20 protein-coding genes are annotated in these 20,214 nt (G+C 63.7%); 3 read left to right on the forward strand and 17 right to left on the reverse strand.

Annotated elements, in window-relative coordinates:
• Positions 1-12: 12 nt before the first annotated feature.
• The 5 genes from M729_RS0103030 to M729_RS0103050 form a co-directional block, all read right to left on the reverse strand.
• The gene (locus M729_RS0103030; RefSeq protein ID WP_024501570.1) at positions 13-849 is read right to left on the reverse strand and encodes an ABC transporter ATP-binding protein; all 837 of its coding nucleotides are present in this window, start codon (positions 847-849) and stop codon (positions 13-15) included.
• A 17-nt stretch (positions 850-866) separates the two neighbouring features.
• Complete coding sequence (locus tag M729_RS0103035; protein ID WP_013530816.1) at positions 867-1,193, reverse strand: ferredoxin family protein; 327 nt, start codon at positions 1,191-1,193, stop codon at positions 867-869.
• Complete coding sequence (locus M729_RS0103040; RefSeq protein ID WP_024501571.1) at positions 1,190-2,815, reverse strand: FAD-binding protein; 1,626 nt, start codon at positions 2,813-2,815, stop codon at positions 1,190-1,192. Before M729_RS0103040 ends, M729_RS0103035 begins: the two co-directional genes overlap by 4 nt.
• A gap of 31 nt (positions 2,816-2,846) precedes the next feature.
• A complete protein-coding gene (locus M729_RS0103045; protein ID WP_013530814.1) occupies positions 2,847-3,443 on the reverse strand; it encodes a thioredoxin family protein in 597 nt (198 codons plus the stop codon).
• A 280-nt stretch (positions 3,444-3,723) separates the two neighbouring features.
• A complete protein-coding gene (locus M729_RS0103050; protein WP_024501573.1) occupies positions 3,724-4,668 on the reverse strand; it encodes an ABC transporter substrate-binding protein in 945 nt (314 codons plus the stop codon).
• A 180-nt stretch (positions 4,669-4,848) separates the two neighbouring features.
• Here M729_RS0103050 and M729_RS0103055 point away from each other — a divergent pair, with 180 nt between their 5' ends.
• Together M729_RS0103055 and M729_RS0103060 are read left to right on the forward strand one after the other, a co-directional pair.
• Positions 4,849-6,975: a TonB-dependent hemoglobin/transferrin/lactoferrin family receptor gene (locus M729_RS0103055; protein ID WP_027160722.1), complete on the forward strand. Its 2,127-nt coding sequence runs from the start codon at positions 4,849-4,851 to the stop codon at positions 6,973-6,975.
• 2 nt (positions 6,976-6,977) lie between these two features.
• Positions 6,978-8,063, forward strand: a complete 1,086-nt coding sequence (locus M729_RS0103060) for a siderophore-interacting protein (RefSeq protein WP_032807968.1) — start codon at positions 6,978-6,980, stop codon at positions 8,061-8,063.
• Here M729_RS0103060 and M729_RS0103065 read toward each other — a convergent pair.
• The 10 genes from M729_RS0103065 to M729_RS0103110 all read right to left on the reverse strand — a co-directional run bounded on the left by M729_RS0103065 (position 8,024) and on the right by M729_RS0103110 (position 16,939).
• Positions 8,024-8,482 (reverse strand): DUF126 domain-containing protein, encoded by a 459-nt coding sequence (locus M729_RS0103065; RefSeq protein ID WP_013530810.1) that lies wholly within the window; start codon positions 8,480-8,482, stop codon positions 8,024-8,026. The two genes, M729_RS0103060 and M729_RS0103065, sit on opposite strands and share 40 nt — an antisense overlap.
• The gene (locus M729_RS0103070) at positions 8,479-9,729 is read right to left on the reverse strand and encodes an aconitase X (RefSeq protein WP_013530809.1); all 1,251 of its coding nucleotides are present in this window, start codon (positions 9,727-9,729) and stop codon (positions 8,479-8,481) included. Before M729_RS0103070 ends, M729_RS0103065 begins: the two co-directional genes overlap by 4 nt.
• Before the next feature lie 70 nt (positions 9,730-9,799).
• Positions 9,800-10,864 carry an ABC transporter ATP-binding protein gene (locus M729_RS0103075; RefSeq protein ID WP_027160724.1) on the reverse strand — a complete coding sequence of 355 codons (1,065 nt, stop codon included), beginning with the start codon at positions 10,862-10,864 and terminating at the stop codon, positions 9,800-9,802.
• Positions 10,864-11,652 (reverse strand): ABC transporter permease, encoded by a 789-nt coding sequence (locus M729_RS0103080; protein ID WP_013530807.1) that lies wholly within the window; start codon positions 11,650-11,652, stop codon positions 10,864-10,866. The genes M729_RS0103075 and M729_RS0103080 overlap by 1 nt, the downstream gene beginning before the upstream one ends.
• Positions 11,652-12,515, reverse strand: coding sequence for an ABC transporter permease (locus M729_RS0103085; RefSeq protein ID WP_027160725.1), 864 nt, complete (start codon positions 12,513-12,515; stop codon positions 11,652-11,654). Before M729_RS0103085 ends, M729_RS0103080 begins: the two co-directional genes overlap by 1 nt.
• A 64-nt stretch (positions 12,516-12,579) precedes the next feature.
• Positions 12,580-13,641: an ABC transporter substrate-binding protein gene (locus tag M729_RS0103090; protein WP_027160726.1), complete on the reverse strand. Its 1,062-nt coding sequence runs from the start codon at positions 13,639-13,641 to the stop codon at positions 12,580-12,582.
• Between the two features lie 57 nt (positions 13,642-13,698).
• Entirely contained in the window at positions 13,699-14,670 is a 972-nt protein-coding gene (locus M729_RS0103095; protein ID WP_013530804.1) for a PfkB family carbohydrate kinase, read from the reverse strand.
• The gene (locus M729_RS0103100; protein ID WP_027160727.1) at positions 14,667-15,707 is read right to left on the reverse strand and encodes an ADP-ribosylglycohydrolase family protein; all 1,041 of its coding nucleotides are present in this window, start codon (positions 15,705-15,707) and stop codon (positions 14,667-14,669) included. The genes M729_RS0103095 and M729_RS0103100 overlap by 4 nt, the downstream gene beginning before the upstream one ends.
• A 3-nt stretch (positions 15,708-15,710) precedes the next feature.
• Complete coding sequence (locus M729_RS0103105; RefSeq protein ID WP_027160728.1) at positions 15,711-16,436, reverse strand: GntR family transcriptional regulator; 726 nt, start codon at positions 16,434-16,436, stop codon at positions 15,711-15,713.
• A 233-nt stretch (positions 16,437-16,669) separates the two neighbouring features.
• Complete coding sequence (locus tag M729_RS0103110) at positions 16,670-16,939, reverse strand: DUF982 domain-containing protein (protein ID WP_013530801.1); 270 nt, start codon at positions 16,937-16,939, stop codon at positions 16,670-16,672.
• Positions 16,940-17,023: 84 nt separating this feature from the next.
• On the opposite strand from M729_RS0103110, the gene M729_RS0103115 reads away from it, so the two are divergent.
• Positions 17,024-17,281 carry a hypothetical protein gene (locus M729_RS0103115; protein WP_013530800.1) on the forward strand — a complete coding sequence of 86 codons (258 nt, stop codon included), beginning with the start codon at positions 17,024-17,026 and terminating at the stop codon, positions 17,279-17,281.
• A gap of 714 nt (positions 17,282-17,995) precedes the next feature.
• Here M729_RS0103115 and M729_RS0103120 read toward each other — a convergent pair.
• Entirely contained in the window at positions 17,996-18,616 is a 621-nt protein-coding gene (locus M729_RS0103120; protein ID WP_027160729.1) for a hypothetical protein, read from the reverse strand.
• A 610-nt stretch (positions 18,617-19,226) separates the two neighbouring features.
• Positions 19,227-19,922, reverse strand: a complete 696-nt coding sequence (locus M729_RS0103125) for an isoprenylcysteine carboxylmethyltransferase family protein (protein WP_027160730.1) — start codon at positions 19,920-19,922, stop codon at positions 19,227-19,229.
• Positions 19,923-20,214: the final 292 nt, after the last annotated feature.

Raw genomic sequence — 20,214 nt, forward strand, 5'->3', positions numbered from 1 at the left:
GGGTCCAGTTCCTCAGTGACTGAAGGCTGGCGACAGAGTCCAGTCCTTCTGCGCCTTGTTGACCTCGTCGCGCAGCACGTCCCAGACGCGAGCGCGATATAGATTGAATTCGGCGCTGGCGCGGATGTCGCCGTCGCGCGGCCGTGGCAGGTCGATATCGATGATCTCCTTCACCGCGCCCGGCCGCGCCGTCATCACCACCACCCGGTCGGCGAGGAAGATCGCCTCGTCGATCGAGTGGGTGACGAAAATGACAGTCGTGTTGATCTTGCCCCAGATCCGCAGCAGCTCGCCTTGCAGAAGCTCGCGCGTCTGCTGGTCGAGCGCCGCGAACGGCTCATCCATCAGCAACACTTCCGGGTTGCTGGCCAGCGCACGCGCGATCGCCACACGCTGCTGCATGCCGCCGGACAGCTGGTTGGGAAAACGGTCCTCGAAGCCGGCAAGGCCGAACAGCGACAACAGATGGCGGGCCGTCGCCGTGCGCTCAGCCTTGGCCACGCCGCGCACTTCCAGCGCATATTCGATGTTGGCGAGCGCCGTGCGCCAGGGAAACAGCGCATATTGCTGGAAGACATAGCCGGTCTTCGGGTCGGGCCTGGTGATGCGCCGGCCATCGAGCTTGACGTCGCCGCCGGTCGCCTGCGTCAGCCCGCCAATGATGTCGAGCAGCACCGACTTGCCCGAGCCGCTGGGGCCGACCAGCGTGATGAACTCGCCCTTGCGGATCGAGAGGTCAACGCCATCGAGCACGATGACGCGGTCGGTCGCCTCGCCATCGACGGTGACGAACTGCCCCGGCTTGAGCTGGAAGGTCTTGCTGATGTCGCTGACGACGATACGGTCCATATCTGTCTCCGATCGGTTCACTGCGCCACGCGGATGCGGTGCGTCGGGTCGAATTCCGAGCCGCCGGCCTTGCCGCGCTTCCAGCCGAGCGCGCGGGCATAGGAGCCAAACAGCTGTCGGGCGTCGGCCTGAGCTTCCGTGATGCCGGTCGGCCCTTCGGCGAACTCGGCCACATAGAGCGCGTCGGTCGGGCAGTAGATTTCGCACAGGAAGCAGGTCTGGCAGTCCTCCTGGCGGGCGATCACTGGCACGCCGCTCTCGGTCGCGTCGAAGACGTTGGCCGGGCACACCTTGACGCAGATGTCGCATTCGACACAGCGCGTGGCCGAGACGATCTCGATCATGACGCCAGCTCCGCCAGCCGCTCAGGCGCGCCTGCGATGCGGAACGCATCCACACCGGTGATGACCAGCCGGTGCGCGAAGGCCGGGCTCTTGCCCGGCAAATCGGTGCGGCGATGCATACCGCGGCTCTCGGTGCGGTGCAGCGCTGCGGCCACGGACCAGCGCCCGGCGGCGGCGATCGAAGCTGCCTCTCGGGTACGGACCCTATCCAGCCCGTCGCCTTGCAGATGGTCGCGCACGTCGCGCCAGACACTCTCCAACCGCTCGCCGCTTTTCTCCAGGCCTTCGCCGGTGCGGAAGAAATTCTTGTCGAGCGGCGTCACCTCACTGCGCACCGCCTCGATGACTTCGCCTGCCGAGATGTCGACGCGCGGCGATGATGCAGGACGTAATCCAGCCTGGCCAAGCGACTGCACCTCAGTGCGGAATGCCTTGCCGGTCCGGCGCTTGGCATGGGTCGAAGCGCCCTTGCCCGCCCACCAGCCGCTGGCCAGCGCCCAGGACGAATTGACGGCGCCGCCGCCCGACACCGCACCGGTCATGATCTCGCGGCTGGCCGCGTCGCCGGCGACATAGAGGCCGGGTACGCCGGTGGCGCAATCGTCGGAGACGATGTCTATGCCGCCCGTGCCGCGCACCGTGCCTTCGGCGCGCAGGGTGATGCGGAACAGCTCGCTGAAAGGGTCGATGCCGGCGCGGTCATAGGGCACGAAGCAATTCGGCTGGCCCTGGCGCAGCCAGCCCTGCAGCGCTGGTTCGGCCTGATCGAGCCGCGCGTAGACCGGGCCGTCGATCAGCGCGCGCGCCACTTCCTCCTCGCGGTCGCCGATGCCGTTGCGCAACGGCTCGCCGGTCGGCCCGACGATCGGTGAGCCATCTTCGCGATGGAACGACGCCCAGCGGAACGGCAGCCCCTTGTTCAACGAGGAGCCGTAGGGCGCCAGCGTGTATTTGCCGGTGAACTCCATGCCCGACAGGCTGGCGCCGGCCTCCGCCGCCATCAGATAGCCGTCGCCGGTCAGCCCGGTCGCGCCGAGGATGCGCTCGCGGAAAGCGCAGCCACCGGTCGCCAGCACCACCGCGTTGGCGTCGACGCGCCAATCCTGGCCGATCTGCCTGGCGACACCGGCGGCGCCGACGATGGCATCGCCGTCCGACAAAAGTTCGAGCGCGGGATGATGGTCGAGGACGGTGACGCCGGCCAAAAGCACGCGGCGGCGCATGAAGCGCATGTAGTCCGGGCCGCGCAGATTGGCGATGTAGAGCCGGCCGTCATCCTCGCTCGGGAAGGGATAGCCCCATTCGGAGAGCCTGAGCAGGTTGCGGTAGGCGGTGTCAACGCAGCGCAGCATCCAGCGCGGGTCGGCGAGTTCGCCGGTGCGCTGCCAGCGTCGCTCGACCACGGCATGCCTGTTGTCGCCCGGCGGCACGCACCAGGTGCCGGTGTTGGACGGCGCGGTGGCGCCGCTGGTGCCGAGATAGCCCTTGTCGGCCAGCACCACCTTGGCGCCGGCCTCGGCCGCGGCGACTGCTGCCCAAGCTGCCGACGGACCGCCGCCCAGCACCAGCACGTCGGCCTGGAGCAGCAAGCTGTCGGAAGCGGATTTTTGCGGCTTGGGCATGGAGACCTGGCGAATAAAGTCGAAGCAGGCGCTAGGCCGCGCGGGCCGCGCTGGAAGACCACACCGGCTCGTTGCCCGCGCTCCACTTGATGTTGCAGCCGATCGACGGCGCCTGGCTGGCAGTGGGCCTGCCGCCCTCCAGCACCGTATCGACCGCCGCGCGCAGATCGGCACCCGTCACCGGCTTGCCGTTGCCCGGCCGCGCATCGTCGAACTGGCCGTGATAGGCGAGCCGCCGGTCAGTGCCGAACAGGAAGAAGTCGGGCGTGCAAGCCGCGCCATAGGCTTTCGCCGTCTGCTGCGACGCATCCTTGAGATAGGGGAAGGAATAGCCGAATTTTTCGGCTTCCTCGCCGATGCGGGCGAGCGTCTCCTCCGGATGCGCCTCGTGGTCGTTGGCGTTGATCGCCACCACCTGCAGCCCCTTGCCGGCGTAATCCCTGGCGAAAGCGGCAAGCTGCTCGCGGATCAGCACGACGAACGGGCAGCGGTTGGAGATGAAAGCGACGAGCAAGGCCGGCTTGGCGTCGAAATCGGCAAGGCGGTGCAGCACACCTTGCGCGTCGGGCAGCAGGAAGTCGGCGGCCCTGGTGCCGAGGTCGACCGGATTGGACTCTGTTTTCGGCATCGATGCGCTCCCTTGTTCAACCATTTTCACAGGCCAAGATGCGAGCGCTCCGAGCGTTTGCAGTTAGTCTATGAATTTAGTATAATTATAGGCTGGAGAGCGCATTCACGGTCAACCGCGCGGCTTAGAATATCGTGCCAATGTTTCAGGCCGAGCCGCCAAGTTTGTTCGGGCGGAAGCCGATCCGGAGAAATCCGGACGGACAGCATTTATGAAGCGCAACGGGGTTCGGCGACGAAATTGTACTGCCCAGCCGAACCGTCTTGCGATTTTCGCGACGTCATTCCCCTTCCGGATAGAGCGCTTTCGCCAGGTCGCGGATCGCATCCGATGTGCGCGGGCCGAAGCCGATCATGTAGGCGCCGTCGAGCACGACCAGCGCCTTGTTGGCTGCCGCCGGCGTTGCCGCCAGCGCGCGGTTGCCGAACACCAGCTCGGCCGACGGCCCGCCCTTGCCGTCGCCCATCATCAGGATGACGTCAGGCGCCATCTCGATCAGTTTTTCCTCCGACGCCGCCTTGTAGCCCTGTACGATGTCCATAGGGTTGAGGCCGCCGGCATAGCGGATGATGGCGTCGGCAGAAGTACCCGCGCCGGCAGCGCTCAGACGTACCAGGCCATGGAAGAACACCACCTTCTTGCGCCGCTCCGGCGGAATTTGCGACGCCAGATCCGCGGCAGCCTGAAAGGCGGTGAGCACCTCGGCGGAAACCGCCTTGCCCTTGTCCTCGAGCCCAAGGCTGGCGGCGATCAACGTGATCTTGTGCTCGATGCCTTGCGGGCTATTGTCCTGCGGGACCAAGACGATCGGGATTGCCAGCGACTTCAGCACCTCGACCGCTTCAGGAGGCCCGCTGTCTTCTGCGGCCAGGATCAGGTCGGGACGCAGGCTGGCCAGCCCCTCGACCGAAAGCTGGCGGCGGTAGCCGACATTGGGTTTTTGCGCGACTTCAGGCGGATATTTGCTGCCGCGATCGATAGCGACGATTCGCCCGCCGGCGCCCAGCGCGTGGACGATCTCGGTGACGTCGGAACCGAGCGTCACGATCCGGGTCGCCGCGCCCGGCACGACGGTTCGCCCCAGCGCATCGACAACGGTCTCGGCGGCCAGCGCCTTGAAGCCGCAGGAAGGCACCAGCACCGACAGTGCCAGAAGCAGCACCGCCGCGATCCTGCCCGGTTGCGACCAGTGGATCGTCTTGCCTTCGCCTAAACTGCCGACCATGCCGCTGTTCCCGTGCCAGATGCTTCTCGAGGATGGTCGGCTATAAATTTAAAGTTGACTTATGTCATCATGTTTTAATATGTGACCCGTGCCCTGACCTGCCTGGTCGAGGGATTTTCAATAATGCCAGCCAAGGCCGCTCAGCCACCGCCAGCAGTTTTGCTTTTGCTTGGGGGCTGCATGACAACGACAACAAACACGACATTGATGGCGAGCACGGCGCTCGCCTTCGTGCTCGGCCTCTGCGCCGTGCCTCTTGCCAGCGCGCAGGAACAGGACCGGGAGAAAAAGGCCGCCGCCAAGACCGGCCGCCTGGCGCCGGCCAGTGTCGCGCAGAACCAGCCGGCGACGATGCTCGACGTGATCACCATCTCGGCAACGATGATCAAAACGGCGGTGATCGAATCGATGGCCGCCATCAGCGCCGTCGATCAGGACGAACTCGACCGCATCCAGCCCGACACAGCCGCCGACATCTTCCGCACCACACCGGGCGTCGCTGCCTCGATGAATGGCGACGATCCCGCAACCGCCATCAACATCCGCGGCCTGGAGCAATATGGCCGCGTCGTCGTCACCCTCGACGGCGCCCGCCAGGACTACTGGCGCGTCGGTCATGGCTCTGGCTCGTTCTATGTCGAACCCGACCTGATCAAGGAAGCCACCGTCATTCGCGGTCCGGTCTCGAATGCCTATGGTTCCGGCGGCATCGGCGGCGTCGTCTCCTTCGAGACCAAGGATGCCGGCGATTTCCTCAAGAAGGATGAGCGCTGGGCGCTGAGCGAGAAGCTCGGCTACGAGGACAATGGCGACGGCTTCACCACCAGCACCACCGGTGCCTACCGCTTCAGCGACGATGCCGATATCATCGGCAACCTCATCTACCGCGACCGCGACAGCTACACCGATGGCAATGGCGACACCGTGCCATGGACCGGCGAGCGGGTGACCAGCGGCTATGTGAAGGCGACGTTGCGGCCGGCCGATGGCCATGAGCTGAAGCTCGGCGCCATCCTGCAGCGCTACAACGACCAGATCACCGGATCGAGCGGCTCGGCCTCGCCGACCCTGAGCCGCTATGACACCGACACCACCAACCAGACCTACACCGCCGCTTACACCTGGAAGCCCGACGACAACGCGCTGATCGACTTCAGCGCCAATGCCTATCACAACCGCACCCGCGCCGAGCAGACGCAGGTCTGGCCGACCTCGGCGATCGGCAATTTCCGCTTCTACGACGTGGCCACGACAGGTTTCAATGTGAAGAACTCCTCGCGTTTCGACGTCTGGGGACTAGCACATACGCTGACCTACGGACTCGACTACTACTATCTCGAGGCCTCCTCGGAAGCGGCGCATTTCGGCGCTGGCCAACAGCAGGGCTATGGCGGCTTCCTGCAGTGGCAGGGCGATTACGGGGACTGGCTGCAGGTCATCGCGGCGATGCGCTATGACGGCTACCAGCTCGATGGCGAGACGCGCATCCCGTCACCGCAGGAAGCCTCGATCTCCGGCGATCGTTGGTCGCCGCGCCTCACCGTCGGCGTCACGCCATTCGATGGCTTCCAGCTCTATGGCACCTATTCCGAAGGCTACCGGGCGCCGGGTCTGCAGGATGTCTTCCGTGGCGGCGGCGCGCATGGCGGCGGTGATACATATCGGCCCAATCTTCTGCTGCAGCCCGAGACGGCGAAGAACTGGGAGGCCGGCGTCAACGTGAAATATGACGATGTGCTGACGGCGGGTGATCGGCTGCGCGCCAAGGTCAACGTTTTCCACACTGACGTCGAGGACTACATCGACGTCGACCTCACCGTGCTGCCGCGCACGGCAATCAACATCGGCGACGCACGCCTGAAGGGCGTAGAGGCCGAGATGGTTTATGATTATGGCTGGGGTTTCGTGAACTTCTCCGGCGCGCTGATCGATGCCAAGGTCGTCAGCGGCGTCTATTCCGGCCAGGCGTTGAACAACACGCCGCTCGACCGCTTCTCGGCCACGATCGGCTTCCGCATGCTGGAGGACCAGCTCACCGTCGGCGCGCAATATCTCAGCGTCGGCAAGATCACCCGCACCAGCCGCACCAATCCCAACGCCGTGCCGGTCGTCGATGACGGTTTCGATCTGGTCAATGTCTTCGCCAACTGGCGCGTCAACGACAACCTCAAGCTCGATTTCGGCGTCGATAACATATTCAACACCGCCTACACCGATCCGCAAAGCGCATGGTCGACCTCGGCGGCAACAGAACAGGGCAAGGGCCGCACCTTCAAGGTGGCCCTCACCGGCAGGATGGGAGGCTGACAATGAACGAAGCATCGGTGCGTGAACTGGCCTGCGAGGCACGGCTCAACCTGCGGCGTCTGCCGGACTACATGGACAGCATCTCCGACAGGCTGCGGAGCTTCGAGGCCGATGCTTCGCATCAGGGACAGCGCATCGATTTCCGCTTTGCCTTCGGCGGCGCCTCGTTCGACATGGAGCGGCTGGTGATGCGGGCCAATGCTGCCGACCGCGACGGGCTCGCCCGTATCAAGGACCTGCTCGCCACAGCCGTACAGGTCTACGCCAAGGAGGAAAACCCCGAGATCGTCTGGACCGGCGATCTCTCAGGCGAAACCAGCCTCGCCCAGTTCCGCGAGATGGTGGTGACCGATGTTCGCGACCTCACTCCGAATATGCGCCGCATTCGTCTGGCCGGCGAGAATCTCTCGCGCTTCGCCAAGTTCGGCGGCATGCATATCCGCATGCTATTTCCGACCAGGGACGTCCCCGATCCGCTGTGGCCGGTGCTGGGCGGCAATGGCTTACCGGTCTGGCCCACCGACGACCGGCGCCCGGTGGCGCGCGTCTACACCATCCGCGCGCTTGACGTGGAAAAGGGCATCATCGATGTCGACTTCCTGATCCATCCCGGCGAGAGCGTCGGCTCCGCCTGGGCCATGCAGGCCGCGCCCAGCATGAAGGTTGGCATCATGGGCCCGGTCGGCCGTCCGGTGCGGCAGGCAGAATGGTACGTCATGGGCGCCGACGAAACCGGCTTGCCGGCGCTGGCTCGGCTGCTGGAGACGCTACCGGCCGGGACAAAAGGCGTCGCCTTCGTCGAGATCGCCAATGATGGTGAAAGACAAGCGATCAACAATGGCACGGGCATCGAGGTTCATTGGCTGACACGGGATGGCGTGGCGGCGGGCGAGGACAGACTGCTGGCCGAGGCTGTCCGCTCGGTGGCGTGGCCGCAGGACGGTTCGGCCTTCGGCTGGTTCGCGGCGGAAGCCGCTGCCGCCAAGATCGTGCGCGAATGTTGGCGCGACACGCTGGGGCTTGGTCGCGATCAAACGCTGGCGGCGGCCTATTGGCGGCGTGGCTCTGCCGGATTGATGGCGGGGTGAACTCTGATGATCGGCCCGCGGTCTTTGCCGATGCCGATATCAATCTGATCACCGGAGACAAGGTTCGAAATATCGCACACCACCAGCGGCATGCGGATGTCATAAAGAAATTCGGCAACGATGGCACCGACCGCCAGGATCGGGTCCGGCCGCTCCAGAAGAATACCGGCCGGCGCCGTGCCCCTGCGGATCGCCTCGGCCAGGACCGAGGATGAAGACGACGAGCCGCGCCCGCTCGGCATGACCAAAATCCTGCCAGCGACATTTCGGCCGAGGCCGGGGTGCGAATGGTCTGTTATCTCGCCGGTCTCGGCATCGATACCGCCCCAGAAGCTGAGCGGTTGCGAAAACACCAGCGCCTGACCCTCAGCGTCACCGGCCAGCTGGAAAGTGCCGGTTCGTTCCACCGGTCGCGTCATGACGCGCTCCGCACAACATGCCCGGCCGCAGCAGAGCGGATGCAATCCCGCATCTCGGCAAAGGCGACGGACACACCGATATTGCCGGGTGCGTAGTGCGCCCATTTGCCGGAATTGGTCATCACCACGCCATCGAGGCGTTCCAGGATCGATGTGACATAGGTGCAGGTATCGGCGACCGGGATCAGGCCGAACGCCTCCATACCGGCCAGCGCGCCCTCCTCCTGCAATCGCGTCAGCGTCGCGCGGCCGGTGTTGACATAGATCGGAATGCGCCTACCCGGTGCTGCCTCGCGCAGCAACGGCAACAGTCGCATCCATTCCTCATGCGAAAAATGCGGCGTGCCGAGCGACACGGCCGCCAGCGGCGCACCGTCGGGCACGGTCGACAGCCTGGCCAGCGCATGGTCGATATCGGCGCGGGTAATGCGGATCGTCTCGTCAGGCGCATGACCCTGGAACGCCTCATCAAGCGTCATCGCTTCCGGCGTGATGCCGACCGCATGGAACAGCGCCACAGCACCGGTCGTTGCCGCCGCCGCCCCCAGCGCCTTCAGCTGGTCCTCGTCGCGCGGCCGCGGCAGGCCGGCAATCACCGAAACGCGGTCGCCGCTCGCTTGCCCAATCAATAGCCCGACGCCGACGAAAAGGCTGTCGCTCGGCTCGCTGTCCGGAACATCCAGCTCGAACAGGATCCGACCACGCCGGTTCTCGCTCAGATGCAGCCCCCAGGCCGGCGCGCGTCCGGTCATGGCGCAGCACAGATCGATGAAATCGCCATAGCGGTTGGTCCGCGCGCCGATCACCGAATTGGCAAAGACGATGGCGTTGGATTCCCCCCAGGCGATCTGTTGGCCAAAGCTTGGCCGGAACCGCGTCTGGTAAGGCGCGCAAGTGAAAGTCGCCTGGCAGCCGAGCTCCAGATGCGCTTTCATCAACCGCCGCGCCGGCACCTCTTCCGCCGCTGGCATTTTCACCATGCCGGGATGGATGAGATCGAACGAACCGACATTGAGCGTCGTCGGCACCTGCACGCGGCCACCGCCTTCGACCAGCCGCTCGACGAAGTCGAGACCGGCCTTGCCGTGGTAGAGACAGCCATCGATATGGGCGCCGGCAATGTCGAGCAGGCTGCCCGCCCCGATCGCGTTGGAAAAGGCGACCAGGATTTTCATGGCAGCAGCCGCTGACAGGCCATGCTCGCCGTCGAGCATGGATCGGTCGCGTGCAGTCAGTTCCAGGGTCATCGGTATGCTCCGGGTCGTGCCCGTCTATGCTGTCCCTGATTGCGGACGGTCTGGCAAGACCCGGTGAGGATCAGTTCGCCGCGATCAACACCGTGCTTTCAGGCGACCAGCGCAGCACGACATCCTGACCTTCTGCCAGCCGTTCCATGCCGGTATTCTGCACAATCACTTTCAACGTCTGACCAGCACGCTCGACGAAATAGGTGCTGTTGCTGCCGGCGAAGATGCGCTTGGAAACCTGTCCCTTGAGCATGTTGGCGTTGCCATCCGGTGTTCCGGCATCCCTGGCGATGCGGATGCGTTCGGGCCGCACGGCACAGCTCGCCTTGGCGCCGGCGGCAAGCTTGGCACCCACACCAGCGGCAATCGCCGTTCCGTCCGCAAGCCTGATGCCATCGCCCGTGCTGTCGCCGCGAAAAATGTTGGCGTCGCCGAGGAAGGTGGCGGCGAATTCGCTCTTCGGCCTGTTATAGATCTCCTCCGGCGGCCCCTCCTGCACCAGCCTGCCGTCGCGCAATATGCCGATGCGGTCGCTCATCGTCAGCGCTTCTTCCTGGTCGTGCGTGACGAAGATGGTGGTGATGCCGATCTCGCGCTGGATGCGCTTGAGCTCGATCTGCATATCGACGCGCAGCGCCTTGTCGAGCGCGCCGAGCGGCTCGTCGAGCAAAAGCACGCGCGGCTTGGTGACGATAGCGCGGGCGAGAGCCACACGCTGCCGCTGCCCGCCGGAGAGTTGGTGCGGCCGGCGGCCACCAAGCTTGCCGAGCTGCACCAGATCGAGCGCGCGCTGCACCTCCGTTGCAATCACCGCCTTGGCCTCGCCGCGCACCGACAGGCCGAAGGCGACATTGTCGGCGACGCTCATATTGGGAAACAGCGCATAGTTCTGGAACACCATGCCGATGCGCCGCTTTTCGACCGGCACCCGCTCGACGCTCTCGCCGCCGATGGTGATGCGGCCCGAATCGGGAAAATCGAAACCGGCAATCTGGCGCAGCAGCGTGGTCTTGCCGCTGCCCGACGGCCCCAGCAGCGCATAGAATCCGCCATCGGCGAAATCGATGGAGACATTGTCCAGCGCCTTGTGTGCGCCGAAACTGCGCGAGACATCAGATACCTGCACGCCGGCCATTATTTCTCTCCGCCGAATTTGAAGAACCGCGCCGTGAGCAGCATCAGCGCCATCGACACGACAATGATGATCGTCGAGACCGCATTGATCTCGGGCGTGAATCCTTTGCGGATCGCGGCGTAGATTTCCACCGGCAGCGTCGTCTGCCCAGGCGTCGCCAGGAAATAGGACACCACGAACTGGTCGAACGACACTGCAAACGCAAACAGCCCTCCGGCAATGACGCCTGGCATGATCCAAGGCAGCGTGACGCGCCTCGTTACCTGCCACTGGTTGGCGCCGAGCGAGCGTGCCGCCTCTTCCAGCTCCGGCGCGAAGGTCTGCAGCCGGGCCGAGACGACGACGATGACATAGGGCAGCGCCAGTGCGACATGGCCAAGCAGGATCGCATGCAGCCCGCGACCGATGCCGACGCCGAAAAAGAAGATCAGCATCGCCGTGCCGGTGATCAGCCACGGAATGGCGATCGGCGGAAACAACAGCGCCTGCAGGAATTTCTTGCCGCGAAACTCATAGCGATAGAGCGCCAGCGATGCCGCCGAGCCGAGCACGACACAGATGACGGTGGTGATGACGGCGATCTCGACGCTGTTCCAGGTGGCGGCGATCAGCTGGTCGTTCTGCCACAGCGAAGCGTACCATTCGGTCGTCCATTCGAACGGCAATTGGTAGAAGGGCGAGACGTTGAACGACATCAGCGCCATGATGATGATCGGCAGATAGAGGAAGGCGAGCAGCAGACCGATGTAGAAGCGGCCAAGCCATTCGAGGACGCGGGTCGTCGCCATCACGCGGCCCTCCGCAGCACCGGCGACGCCACCGCCAGGATGACCAGCACCACGGCCAGCAGGATGAAGGAAAGCGCGGCACCGAGCGGCCAGTTGAACACGGCGACGAACTGGTCCTCGATGACCGTGCCGTAGAGGGTGCCGGTGCGACCGCCGAGGATGCGCGGCTCCATGAACGAGCCGACGACGGGGACGAAGATCAGGGCCGCACCCGCGACCAATCCGGGCATCGACAGCGGGATGATCACCCGCTTCAGCACCTGTAGCCGCGAAGCGCCAAGCGAACGCCCGGCCTCAATCAGGGAGTCATCGATCGCCTGCAGCGTGAGATAGCAGGTCAGTACCATGTAAGGCACGTAGGAATGCACCAGCCCGATGATGACGGCTGGATAGGAATACATCAGGTCGATGTTGATCTTGAACGGCAGCACGGCGTTGAGCGCAGTGTCGAGAATGCCGCCCTCGCGCAAAACCATCGCCCAGGAAAAGATGCGCACCAGCCCGTTCGACCAGAACGGCAAGATGACGAGCAGGAAGATCGCCTCGCGGCTGCGCCCCTTCAGCACTTTGGCGAGCACGTAAGCGGCGGGATAGCCGATGACGACGCACCACAGCGTCACTTCGAGGCCAAGCCGCAGCGAGGCCAGCAGCAGTGTCAGATAGAGGCTTTGCGAGAAGAAGGTGGCATAGTTGCCAAGGGTGAATGTCCACGGCTTTCCCGACAGCGGCAGCTCGGTCATGAACGAGAAAAAGACCATGGCCGAGAGCGGCAGGAAGATCGCCACCGTCAGCCAGAGATAGGCTGGCGCCAGCAGCGGCAATGCCGATCTCAGCCCGCTTCGCGACGCTGTCGCAGCTGCCATGATACCCTCCCCCAGGATTGAAACGCCAGCCGGCGCGAACCGCCGGCTGGCCGGGATGTCGGCTCTATTTCACGTCGACCTTCAACTGCTGCCACAGCGCCAGATAGGCTTCGCGCTGGGCATCGGTGATCGGCGCCTGGAACTGGATGCGTTTGGCCACCTCGGGGTCGCCCATGACCTTGCGGTTGAAGGCATCCTCGGGCAGCGCTTCCACCGCCTTGGTGTTGGCGGAGACAGGAGCACCGACCTTGGTGACCCATTCGACGTAGAATTTCGGGTCGATCATGTAGTTGACGAAAGCCTCGGCGCCGGCGACGTTCTTGGCGCCGACCGGAATGGAAAACGCGTCGAGCCAGGCGACGGCACCCTCCTGCGGCACGACCAGAGAGACCGGCAATTTGAAATGCGTCTTGGCGCGATCGGCCGAGCCGCTCCAGTAGGTGCCGATATCGATCTGGTTGGAGGCGACCATCTGGTTCCAGTCGTTCTCCGAACTCCAGAAGGTCTTGATCTGCGGCATCAGCGAGGTGAGCTTCGCCTTGACCGCATCCATATCCTTGATGTCGTTGATGTTCTGGCCCGTTGCGATGGCGCCAAACTGCACCGCTTCGACGGCATCGTCGCGAATGACGACGCGGCCCTTATGGGCGGCATCCCACATCTCGGCGATACTCGTCGGCGGCTTGTCGAAGGATTTGTCGTTGATCGCGAGCGCGGTGAGGCCCCACACCCACGGCACGCCATAGACCTTGCCGTCATGGACGAGCATCGGCGATCCCGCCTTGTCCTTGCTGATGTCGGCGTAGTTCGGCAATTTGGAGACGTCGATCGGCTGGATCAGTTTGCCGTCCATCGCCTGGTCGTTGAAGGCGGCATTGATCATGACCACGTCGTAGAGACCGGGATTGGTCCGGATCTTGGTCAGCATTTCCTGTTCGGAATTGAAGAAGTCGTTGACGACCTTGTTGCCGGTCGCTTTTTCGAAAGCCTCCACCGCCCATGGTTCGTCGGCGCCGTATCCCTTCCAGTTGAGCACATGCACTTCGTCAGCCTTGGCGGCGAACGCGAGTGCGGAGGTAAAGACGGCAGTCGCCGTCAGCAGAGCAGTCAAGTCGGGCATGCGCATGGTTGGTTCCTCTCTGTGGGTTTGCCCGGTTCCCGGGCTTGTCAGGCTTTCCAGCTGTTATGCATTGGCCTTCTGTGTCCGGCCTGCTCCCGACGGGTCGGCGGCATGGCTCAGGAATGTCTGGATTTGGTGGTCGGTCGGCGCCGACGAGCCGCCATGGCGGGTGACCGATATGGCCGCTGCCGCATTGGCATAGCGCGCTGCCTCGAAGGGCGGGATGCCGCGCGCCAGCGCGCTGACGAAAGCACCGATATGGGTGTCGCCAGCGCCATTGGTGTCGATGGCGGTGACCTTGAAGCCGGCAACGGTCTGCGCCGTGCCGTCGGCCAACCTGATATGGCAACCCTTTGCCCCGGAGCGGATGACCACGCCCGCTGCTTTCGGGCAGTGGTCGCCCAGCAGCCGTACCGCGAGGCCCTCGACATCGCCTGGGCCGGCAATCTCGGCGGCTTCCGTCGTGTTGCAGCTCAGCCATGTGGTGCGGGCAAGCACCCGCGACAGGATGGGACGCGGAATGTCCGTGATGACCGGCGTCGGGTCGAAGACGAAGGGAATACCTGTCGGCAGCGCCTCGATCCAATCAGTGAGCGCATCGCGACTCTTGGGGTAGCTCAGCGTGTAGCCGGAGGTGAACACCCAGTCACCCGGTGCCACCGCGACCGGCGCCATCATGTCGAGGCTGAGAACGCTCTCCGCACCAGGCCACGACACGAAGGTGCGTTCGGCGTCGCTCGAGATCATGGCGACGCAGTTGCCGCTGTCCATCACGGGCGATGGCGGCGTCAGTGTCTCGATACCCTCGGCTATGAAAGCAGCGCGCAGGAAATCGCCATTGGGCCCGCTGCCGAGTTGGCCGCCGAACACCACCTGCATGCCGGTGCGGCTGGCCGCGACCATCATGTTGAAGCCGCCGCCGGCGACCTGGGCAAAGCTCGATGCCGTCTTTTCCATGCCGGGCGCCGGCAGGGCGTCGATGCGGTAGACATAGTCGACCACGGCACTGCCGACATGGACGAGACGGCCGCTCATTCCGCCGCGTCCTTGCCGGAACCGATTTTCGCCATCCTTGCTGCCACGAGATCGGCGGCGAGCGCGCGAACCTCCGACATGTCGAGGCCGACAAGCCGGGCGATATGCTGTTGCGGCAATCGGGAAAAACCGCTGCAGGCGCCGGCCATGCCGGCGGCGATGGCGCCGATCGTATCGGTGTCGCCGCCGAGATTGGCGCTGATGACGGCTGCTTGCCATGGGTCGCCACGCGCGACTTCCAGCACGGCGAAGGCCGCCGGAACGGATTCCTGGCTGGCGACGCCGGTGCCAACCAGATCGGTGATCAGCCGGATCGCATCCCTGATCGCCTTGCCGCGCACGATGTCTTGCGCCCAGACGATGCGCGCGGCGATGTCGCCGCCGGTCACCCAATGTCCGAGTGTCGCCCCTCGCCTCGCCGCCGCGACCGCGCTGGCGGAAGCGTCGCGCCAGCCACCGCCGGCGACGCCGCGGCTGACGGCTGCCGCAACGGCAGCGGCGGAGGCGATGGCAATCGAGGTGTTGTGCGTGGCCCGGCAGGTCTCAGCCACCTTGCCGACGAACGCTTCCAACGGTTCGAGCGGCATCATGATGCCGACCGGCGCAATACGCATCGCCGCACCATTGGTGTCGCCGCTGCGTCCCGCTTCCTCAGCCGGCACACCATTGTTGATGGCGTCGATGGCGCGTTTGGTCGATGGCCCCAAAAGGTCATAGCTGCCACGCGCCTTAACCTCGCGCTCCCAGTCGAGCAGCGCATTGACCCAGCGCGCGTGGTCGAAACGGTCGCCGGATTCGACCAGGATGCGGCCGAGCAGCAACGCCTGCTCGGTATCGTCGGTGATGGTGCCGGCGGCCAGTCCCTTCGATACCGGATGATCCGGGAAAGGCTCGATGAAATTCTCGACATGGCCGTAAAGTTCGGCAATGCGAACCGGCGACAAAAGCTGCGTCGGCATGCCGAGCGCATCGCCCAGCGCCCCGCCGACAAGCGCCCCCATGGCGCGATCAATAGCCTTGCTGGTTGCATCCGACATCGCTCAGAACCTCATATGCAGCGCAAAATGCGCCGGATTGAGCAGGCTGGTGACGTACTCGATCGGCCGGTCGTCGGCGGCGCGCGTCAGCCGGCGGCCACGCAGGAAAGGCGTGCCTTGCGGGCAGCCGAGGATGGCCGCATCCTCGGCATTGAGCATCTCGATCTCGACCCATTCCTCGCCATGGTCGGGAATGAGGCCGGCGACGCGCAGCGTCTGGTGCAGCGAGCCCTCGCGCAATCCGCGCAACGGTACGTCCTCGAGCTCGGAGGACAATGGCAACCGGCTGCGCTCGATGGAGATCGCATGGCCGTCGCTGGCGTTGGTGCGCACCCGGTCGACGGCGATGAAGAACGGGCTTTCGATGCCAAGCAGCGCAGCCAGATCGGGGTCTTCGATGACCTCCAGCCGCAGCGTCCGCGTCTCGGCATTGGCGCCGGCATCGGCCAGCGCGCGCGACCAGCCGATCGAGTCGTCGACCGGCTTGCCGTCGAAGGTGACGAACGAGCCGATACCAACCTTGGTCGTGATCAGCCCGCGGCTGGACAGTTCCTCGAGGCCTTTGCGGACCGTATTGCGGCTCACGGAGAAGCGCTGGACGAGTTCCTTCTCGCTTTGCAGGCGGTCGCCGAAACCGAGGACGCCGGAACGGATCTCATGTTCGAGGACGGTGGCGATCTGCTCGGGCTTGCCCGTGCCGGGAGACAGTTGAACCGCGCGCCGCTTCATAAGGGTACCTGTTCAATGAACCTGTATAATCCTGTTCAATACCGAGGCCCGGATGCTATGTCAACAGATGCCGAAGACTGACTGACCAACAGGCAGCGAAATGTGCGGGATAACCGTGCAGGGCGTGCCGAGAGGCAGGTCAATAGCCCTGAAAAGCCGGTCGGCGATCGCCCAAAAAGAGGTTACATCAAGGGGATGGAGCCAGATCCTGATTCAATTTCACCAGGGGCAGGCTACGGGATCGACACCTCACGCGGTTCGACGAGGATGTCCGCCTCGATAGCGGCGTTGATGAACGCCGCTCTTGCCGCCGAGACTTCTTTCTTTCCCTCGAGCACGGCCAGACAGGCCTTGCGGGCAACCATATGCTTTTGCCCGGTCGCAACCGGCCAGCGGTTCAGCAGGATGTCGGCAGCCTGAGCGACCCGCTCCACGTTGAAGATCGAGTTTCGCGATCGGCCGAGCGCAATCCTGACCGGCTCATCGAAACGCTGATCTTGCACGATGCCACTCCCCAAAGTCGGCATTCATCGATTCGCGGCCTTCAACCCCGAGCAATGTGATAGGTTCTGCGCCAAAGGTGCAAGATGTCCGATTCCAGTGGCCAGAAAAATCCCAGGCTGATCGTCGTGGTCGCGTTCGATCGCGGTGAGGATGGCGAGTTGTTCCCAGCCTTTGGACCCGCCGACCAGCAGAGCGAGGATCGCGCCATACGCACCGCCAGGGCTCTGACGGCAAAGCATTCCGGCGTCATCGCCTGGAGCCGTGAGGCCGATCCGACGCTGGGCGAATATGGTCCGCCGAACACGCTCTTCGTCAGCGGTGACGTGCCTGACATGGAGTAGTCGACTGGCGCCAGCATCTGAACGCCTCGCCCATAGGGTTTGATGCGAGCCGGTTTTCCCTCGCCAGCAAGCAAAAGCCCGCTACGGTGAACCGGAGCGGGCCTTGGAGGAGGACAAGGGGTGGGACCCTCTCCTCTTGTTTCCACGGGGGGGGTGTGGACCGCAATGACCATACGAAAGTTTTGCAGAGTGCAGGATCACAAGCCGGCTTGCCTGCATCACAATCCGGTGCACGCCGACATTGGGGCGCTCACGAGATTGCGATCAGTTGGCGATAACCCGGCTAGATGCACCCGTGGCACGAGATGAGCAGCAAGAGCCCAGGGCCGCCACCATAGGAGCCGGTGCCCGCTGAGGCCGCCAAGCAGCGCAATGATAAGAATGATGATCAGTATGGTTCCAGGGCTCATGGCTTCCAACTCCCATAAGCGCTGAGGCATCGGGTTGAACATCGCAGCATGCGATATTCAAAGACGAGCGTTCCAAAGGCCCCACCGTTCCGCGCGATTGTGGCGGGCATCGCGCGGAAGAAGCCTCGCCGGCAACAGTAACGGCCTGCCAGATGGTGACGAAACCACAGAACTTGGAACCTGAGAGCTCAACGCCGCAGAAAGCCCGCCAGGCCATCGCGGGCTTTCCGACCGGCCGGAGGCCAGGAGAGTGCGGTCAAGCCTCGCGGCTGGTTCGGCACTTCCGATCCCGGCACTCCTGGTGTCAGCGACGTGCGATAAGCAGGCAAAGCTGACGCAGGTCGCGGTCATAGACTCCGGAACTGCCAAGAACATCGACGCAGCGCTTCTTCATCCGCGCCACCTGGCCGTCCGACATGTCGGCGACGACACCGGGCAGGCTCGGATGTCCCGGTGTGCCCGGTGTTCCGGGAGTACCCGGGTTGCCCGGTGTACCGGGATTGCCTGAATTGGTTCCTATGCCGACACCGACGCCAACGCCGATGCCGCTCGTCCCGCCGACATTGGCGCCAAGGCCGGCCGTAATGCCGCCAGACCCTCCGACGTTGGCGCGCGCGCCGGCATTGATGCCGTTGCTGCCGCCGACCGAAGCGCCGAGACCAGCACTGACGCCGCTCGAGCCGCCGACGTTGACACCGGCACCGGCCTTGACGCCGCCGCTACCGCCGACGGAAGCGCCCACTCCGGCGCCGATGCCGCCACTGCCGCCTACGGAAGCCCCGACACCCGCATTGACGCCGCCGCTACCACCCACCGAGGCACCAACACCAACGCCGATTCCTGCGGCACCCGCCGGCAGGGAAAGGGCTAAGATTACTGCACTACCCGCTAACACACTGGTGACTGTTTTGATAGTAAAAGTCATAACACTCTCCTGTTGTCGTTGCGCTAAGACAGCCGGCAAAAGGCCGATTGCAGTATCAACTACGCGAGGCAGTGAGTTTCAGTTTCATAATGCGATTTCTGAACATAAATATTGGTATCTATTTAAAAAACTCCAAAATTATAACAATAATAAAAATTTATTCATATTCAAAAACACAAAGTTGCCATCATCGATATAATTCGACGCTGTAATAAAAAATCGATTCTGAAAACGAGTCCCATCATTTGCCTGACGGCCGGACGTTCTGCCCTGATCGTCTTGCAGCGACGCCTCGGACAGCGCCAGATACCGCATGAGCCCCTGGCAAGGGACAACAAGGCCGCCACGAGGCGACCAGAGCCTGTCAACGGACGGATGCGGGCAGCAAGGCTGCGGCATCAAGGCAATGACCTGCCTGGGAGAACCCGTGATAGCCGCCAATGTCTAGCGGTGCGACCCAGGCGATCTCCATCGCTTCTCGAGAACGCAAGGCATTTCGTCTTTGGTTTGACCGGCGAATGTCGATCTACATGGGGGAGGAAGCGCGCAGATCACGCGAAAAGGCGCCAGCGTGATTGCAGACGAACGATTCTGCGCACCGGCCCGCTTGTCAGACGACGCCGTAGAACAGCCTGTAGCGGACGCGCTTCATATAGTCCCGGTACTCCGGCGTGGCGGCCAGCAGCGCCTCTTCACGCAGGATGCGGTGCACCTGGAAGAAGGTGATCACCGCGTAGACGGCTAGATTGTAGAAGGAAAAGGCCGATAGCAGGAACAGGAGATGGCCGGCAAGATAGCCGGCATAGATCGGATGCCGCACCAGACGGTAGGCACCGCCTGTCATCACGCCGCGATTGCCCGGCAGAATGGCGAAAGAACGCCCCAGCGATATCTTTCCCCAGATCACGAATCCCAACGCCAGGGCCTGCAGCGGCGCCGCAACATGGACCGGGATGATCGCCACGCCCGGCTCCAGGTCGATGAAACCGACACCGAAGCTGGCGATCACGGAGACAACCACCGTGAGCGGGTTCCAGTCGCGAACCTTCGGCCGACGCGACAGAAGCAGCCAGGTAAAGGTCAGGATCTCGGAAATCGCCACCAGCGCCACATTGATGCGCGTCGGGTCGAGCATCAGGTGATACACGCCGCGGTAGACGAACATGCCCGCGAAGGCCAGCGCGCATATCCGAAAGAAACCTTCCCGCAAGTCCACCAGGATCTCGCGCTTTCGGGCTGCGGACAGGATCCTGCCGTCACTGACGTGCGAAAGCGCCTCGCTTTTTGATATGAGCAATGCAGACACCCCAATGATCCCTCAGGGCGACCTTTGCACGCAACCATTGCCGGGCAGTTAATCGACAAGATCAGGTCGGCATTAAACGTACGAAACGTGTGAGAGCCTTGGCCACTGGGATGCACATCGGTTCGTCGATTGCAATTTATGCTTGCATTGTTAGAACAAATAAGGAACAATAGGTGATTACCCGCTGAGCGGATCAAGGTTTTCGGGGGAGGACCAGCGAGATGACGAGCAAAGGTGCGCGGCGGGTTGCCGCTGCGGTTGGGTCGTGCTTGCTGATGAGGGTTTTGCTCTC

The organism is Mesorhizobium sp. WSM1293 (genome assembly GCF_000513875.1).
Lineage (GTDB): Bacteria > Pseudomonadota > Alphaproteobacteria > Rhizobiales > Rhizobiaceae > Mesorhizobium > Mesorhizobium ciceri.

Bases quoted from the DNA above. Each gene is read 5' to 3' on its own strand.
- M729_RS0103030 (WP_024501570.1), bottom strand. From the start codon at position 849: ATGGACCGTATCGTCGTCAGCGACATCAGCAAGACCTTCCAGCTCAAG.
- M729_RS0103035 (WP_013530816.1), bottom strand. From the start codon at position 1,193: ATGATCGAGATCGTCTCGGCCACGCGCTGTGTCGAATGCGACATCTGC.
- M729_RS0103040 (WP_024501571.1), bottom strand. From the start codon at position 2,815: ATGCCCAAGCCGCAAAAATCCGCTTCCGACAGCTTGCTGCTCCAGGCC.
- M729_RS0103045 (WP_013530814.1), bottom strand. From the start codon at position 3,443: ATGCCGAAAACAGAGTCCAATCCGGTCGACCTCGGCACCAGGGCCGCC.
- M729_RS0103050 (WP_024501573.1), bottom strand. From the start codon at position 4,668: ATGGTCGGCAGTTTAGGCGAAGGCAAGACGATCCACTGGTCGCAACCG.
- M729_RS0103055 (WP_027160722.1), top strand. From the start codon at position 4,849: ATGACAACGACAACAAACACGACATTGATGGCGAGCACGGCGCTCGCC.
- M729_RS0103060 (WP_032807968.1), top strand. From the start codon at position 6,978: ATGAACGAAGCATCGGTGCGTGAACTGGCCTGCGAGGCACGGCTCAAC.
- M729_RS0103065 (WP_013530810.1), bottom strand. From the start codon at position 8,482: ATGACGCGACCGGTGGAACGAACCGGCACTTTCCAGCTGGCCGGTGAC.
- M729_RS0103070 (WP_013530809.1), bottom strand. From the start codon at position 9,729: ATGACCCTGGAACTGACTGCACGCGACCGATCCATGCTCGACGGCGAG.
- M729_RS0103075 (WP_027160724.1), bottom strand. From the start codon at position 10,864: ATGGCCGGCGTGCAGGTATCTGATGTCTCGCGCAGTTTCGGCGCACAC.
- M729_RS0103080 (WP_013530807.1), bottom strand. From the start codon at position 11,652: ATGGCGACGACCCGCGTCCTCGAATGGCTTGGCCGCTTCTACATCGGT.
- M729_RS0103085 (WP_027160725.1), bottom strand. From the start codon at position 12,515: ATGGCAGCTGCGACAGCGTCGCGAAGCGGGCTGAGATCGGCATTGCCG.
- M729_RS0103090 (WP_027160726.1), bottom strand. From the start codon at position 13,641: ATGCGCATGCCCGACTTGACTGCTCTGCTGACGGCGACTGCCGTCTTT.
- M729_RS0103095 (WP_013530804.1), bottom strand. From the start codon at position 14,670: ATGAGCGGCCGTCTCGTCCATGTCGGCAGTGCCGTGGTCGACTATGTC.
- M729_RS0103100 (WP_027160727.1), bottom strand. From the start codon at position 15,707: ATGTCGGATGCAACCAGCAAGGCTATTGATCGCGCCATGGGGGCGCTT.
- M729_RS0103105 (WP_027160728.1), bottom strand. From the start codon at position 16,436: ATGAAGCGGCGCGCGGTTCAACTGTCTCCCGGCACGGGCAAGCCCGAG.
- M729_RS0103115 (WP_013530800.1), top strand. From the start codon at position 17,024: ATGTCCGATTCCAGTGGCCAGAAAAATCCCAGGCTGATCGTCGTGGTC.
- M729_RS0103120 (WP_027160729.1), bottom strand. From the start codon at position 18,616: ATGACTTTTACTATCAAAACAGTCACCAGTGTGTTAGCGGGTAGTGCA.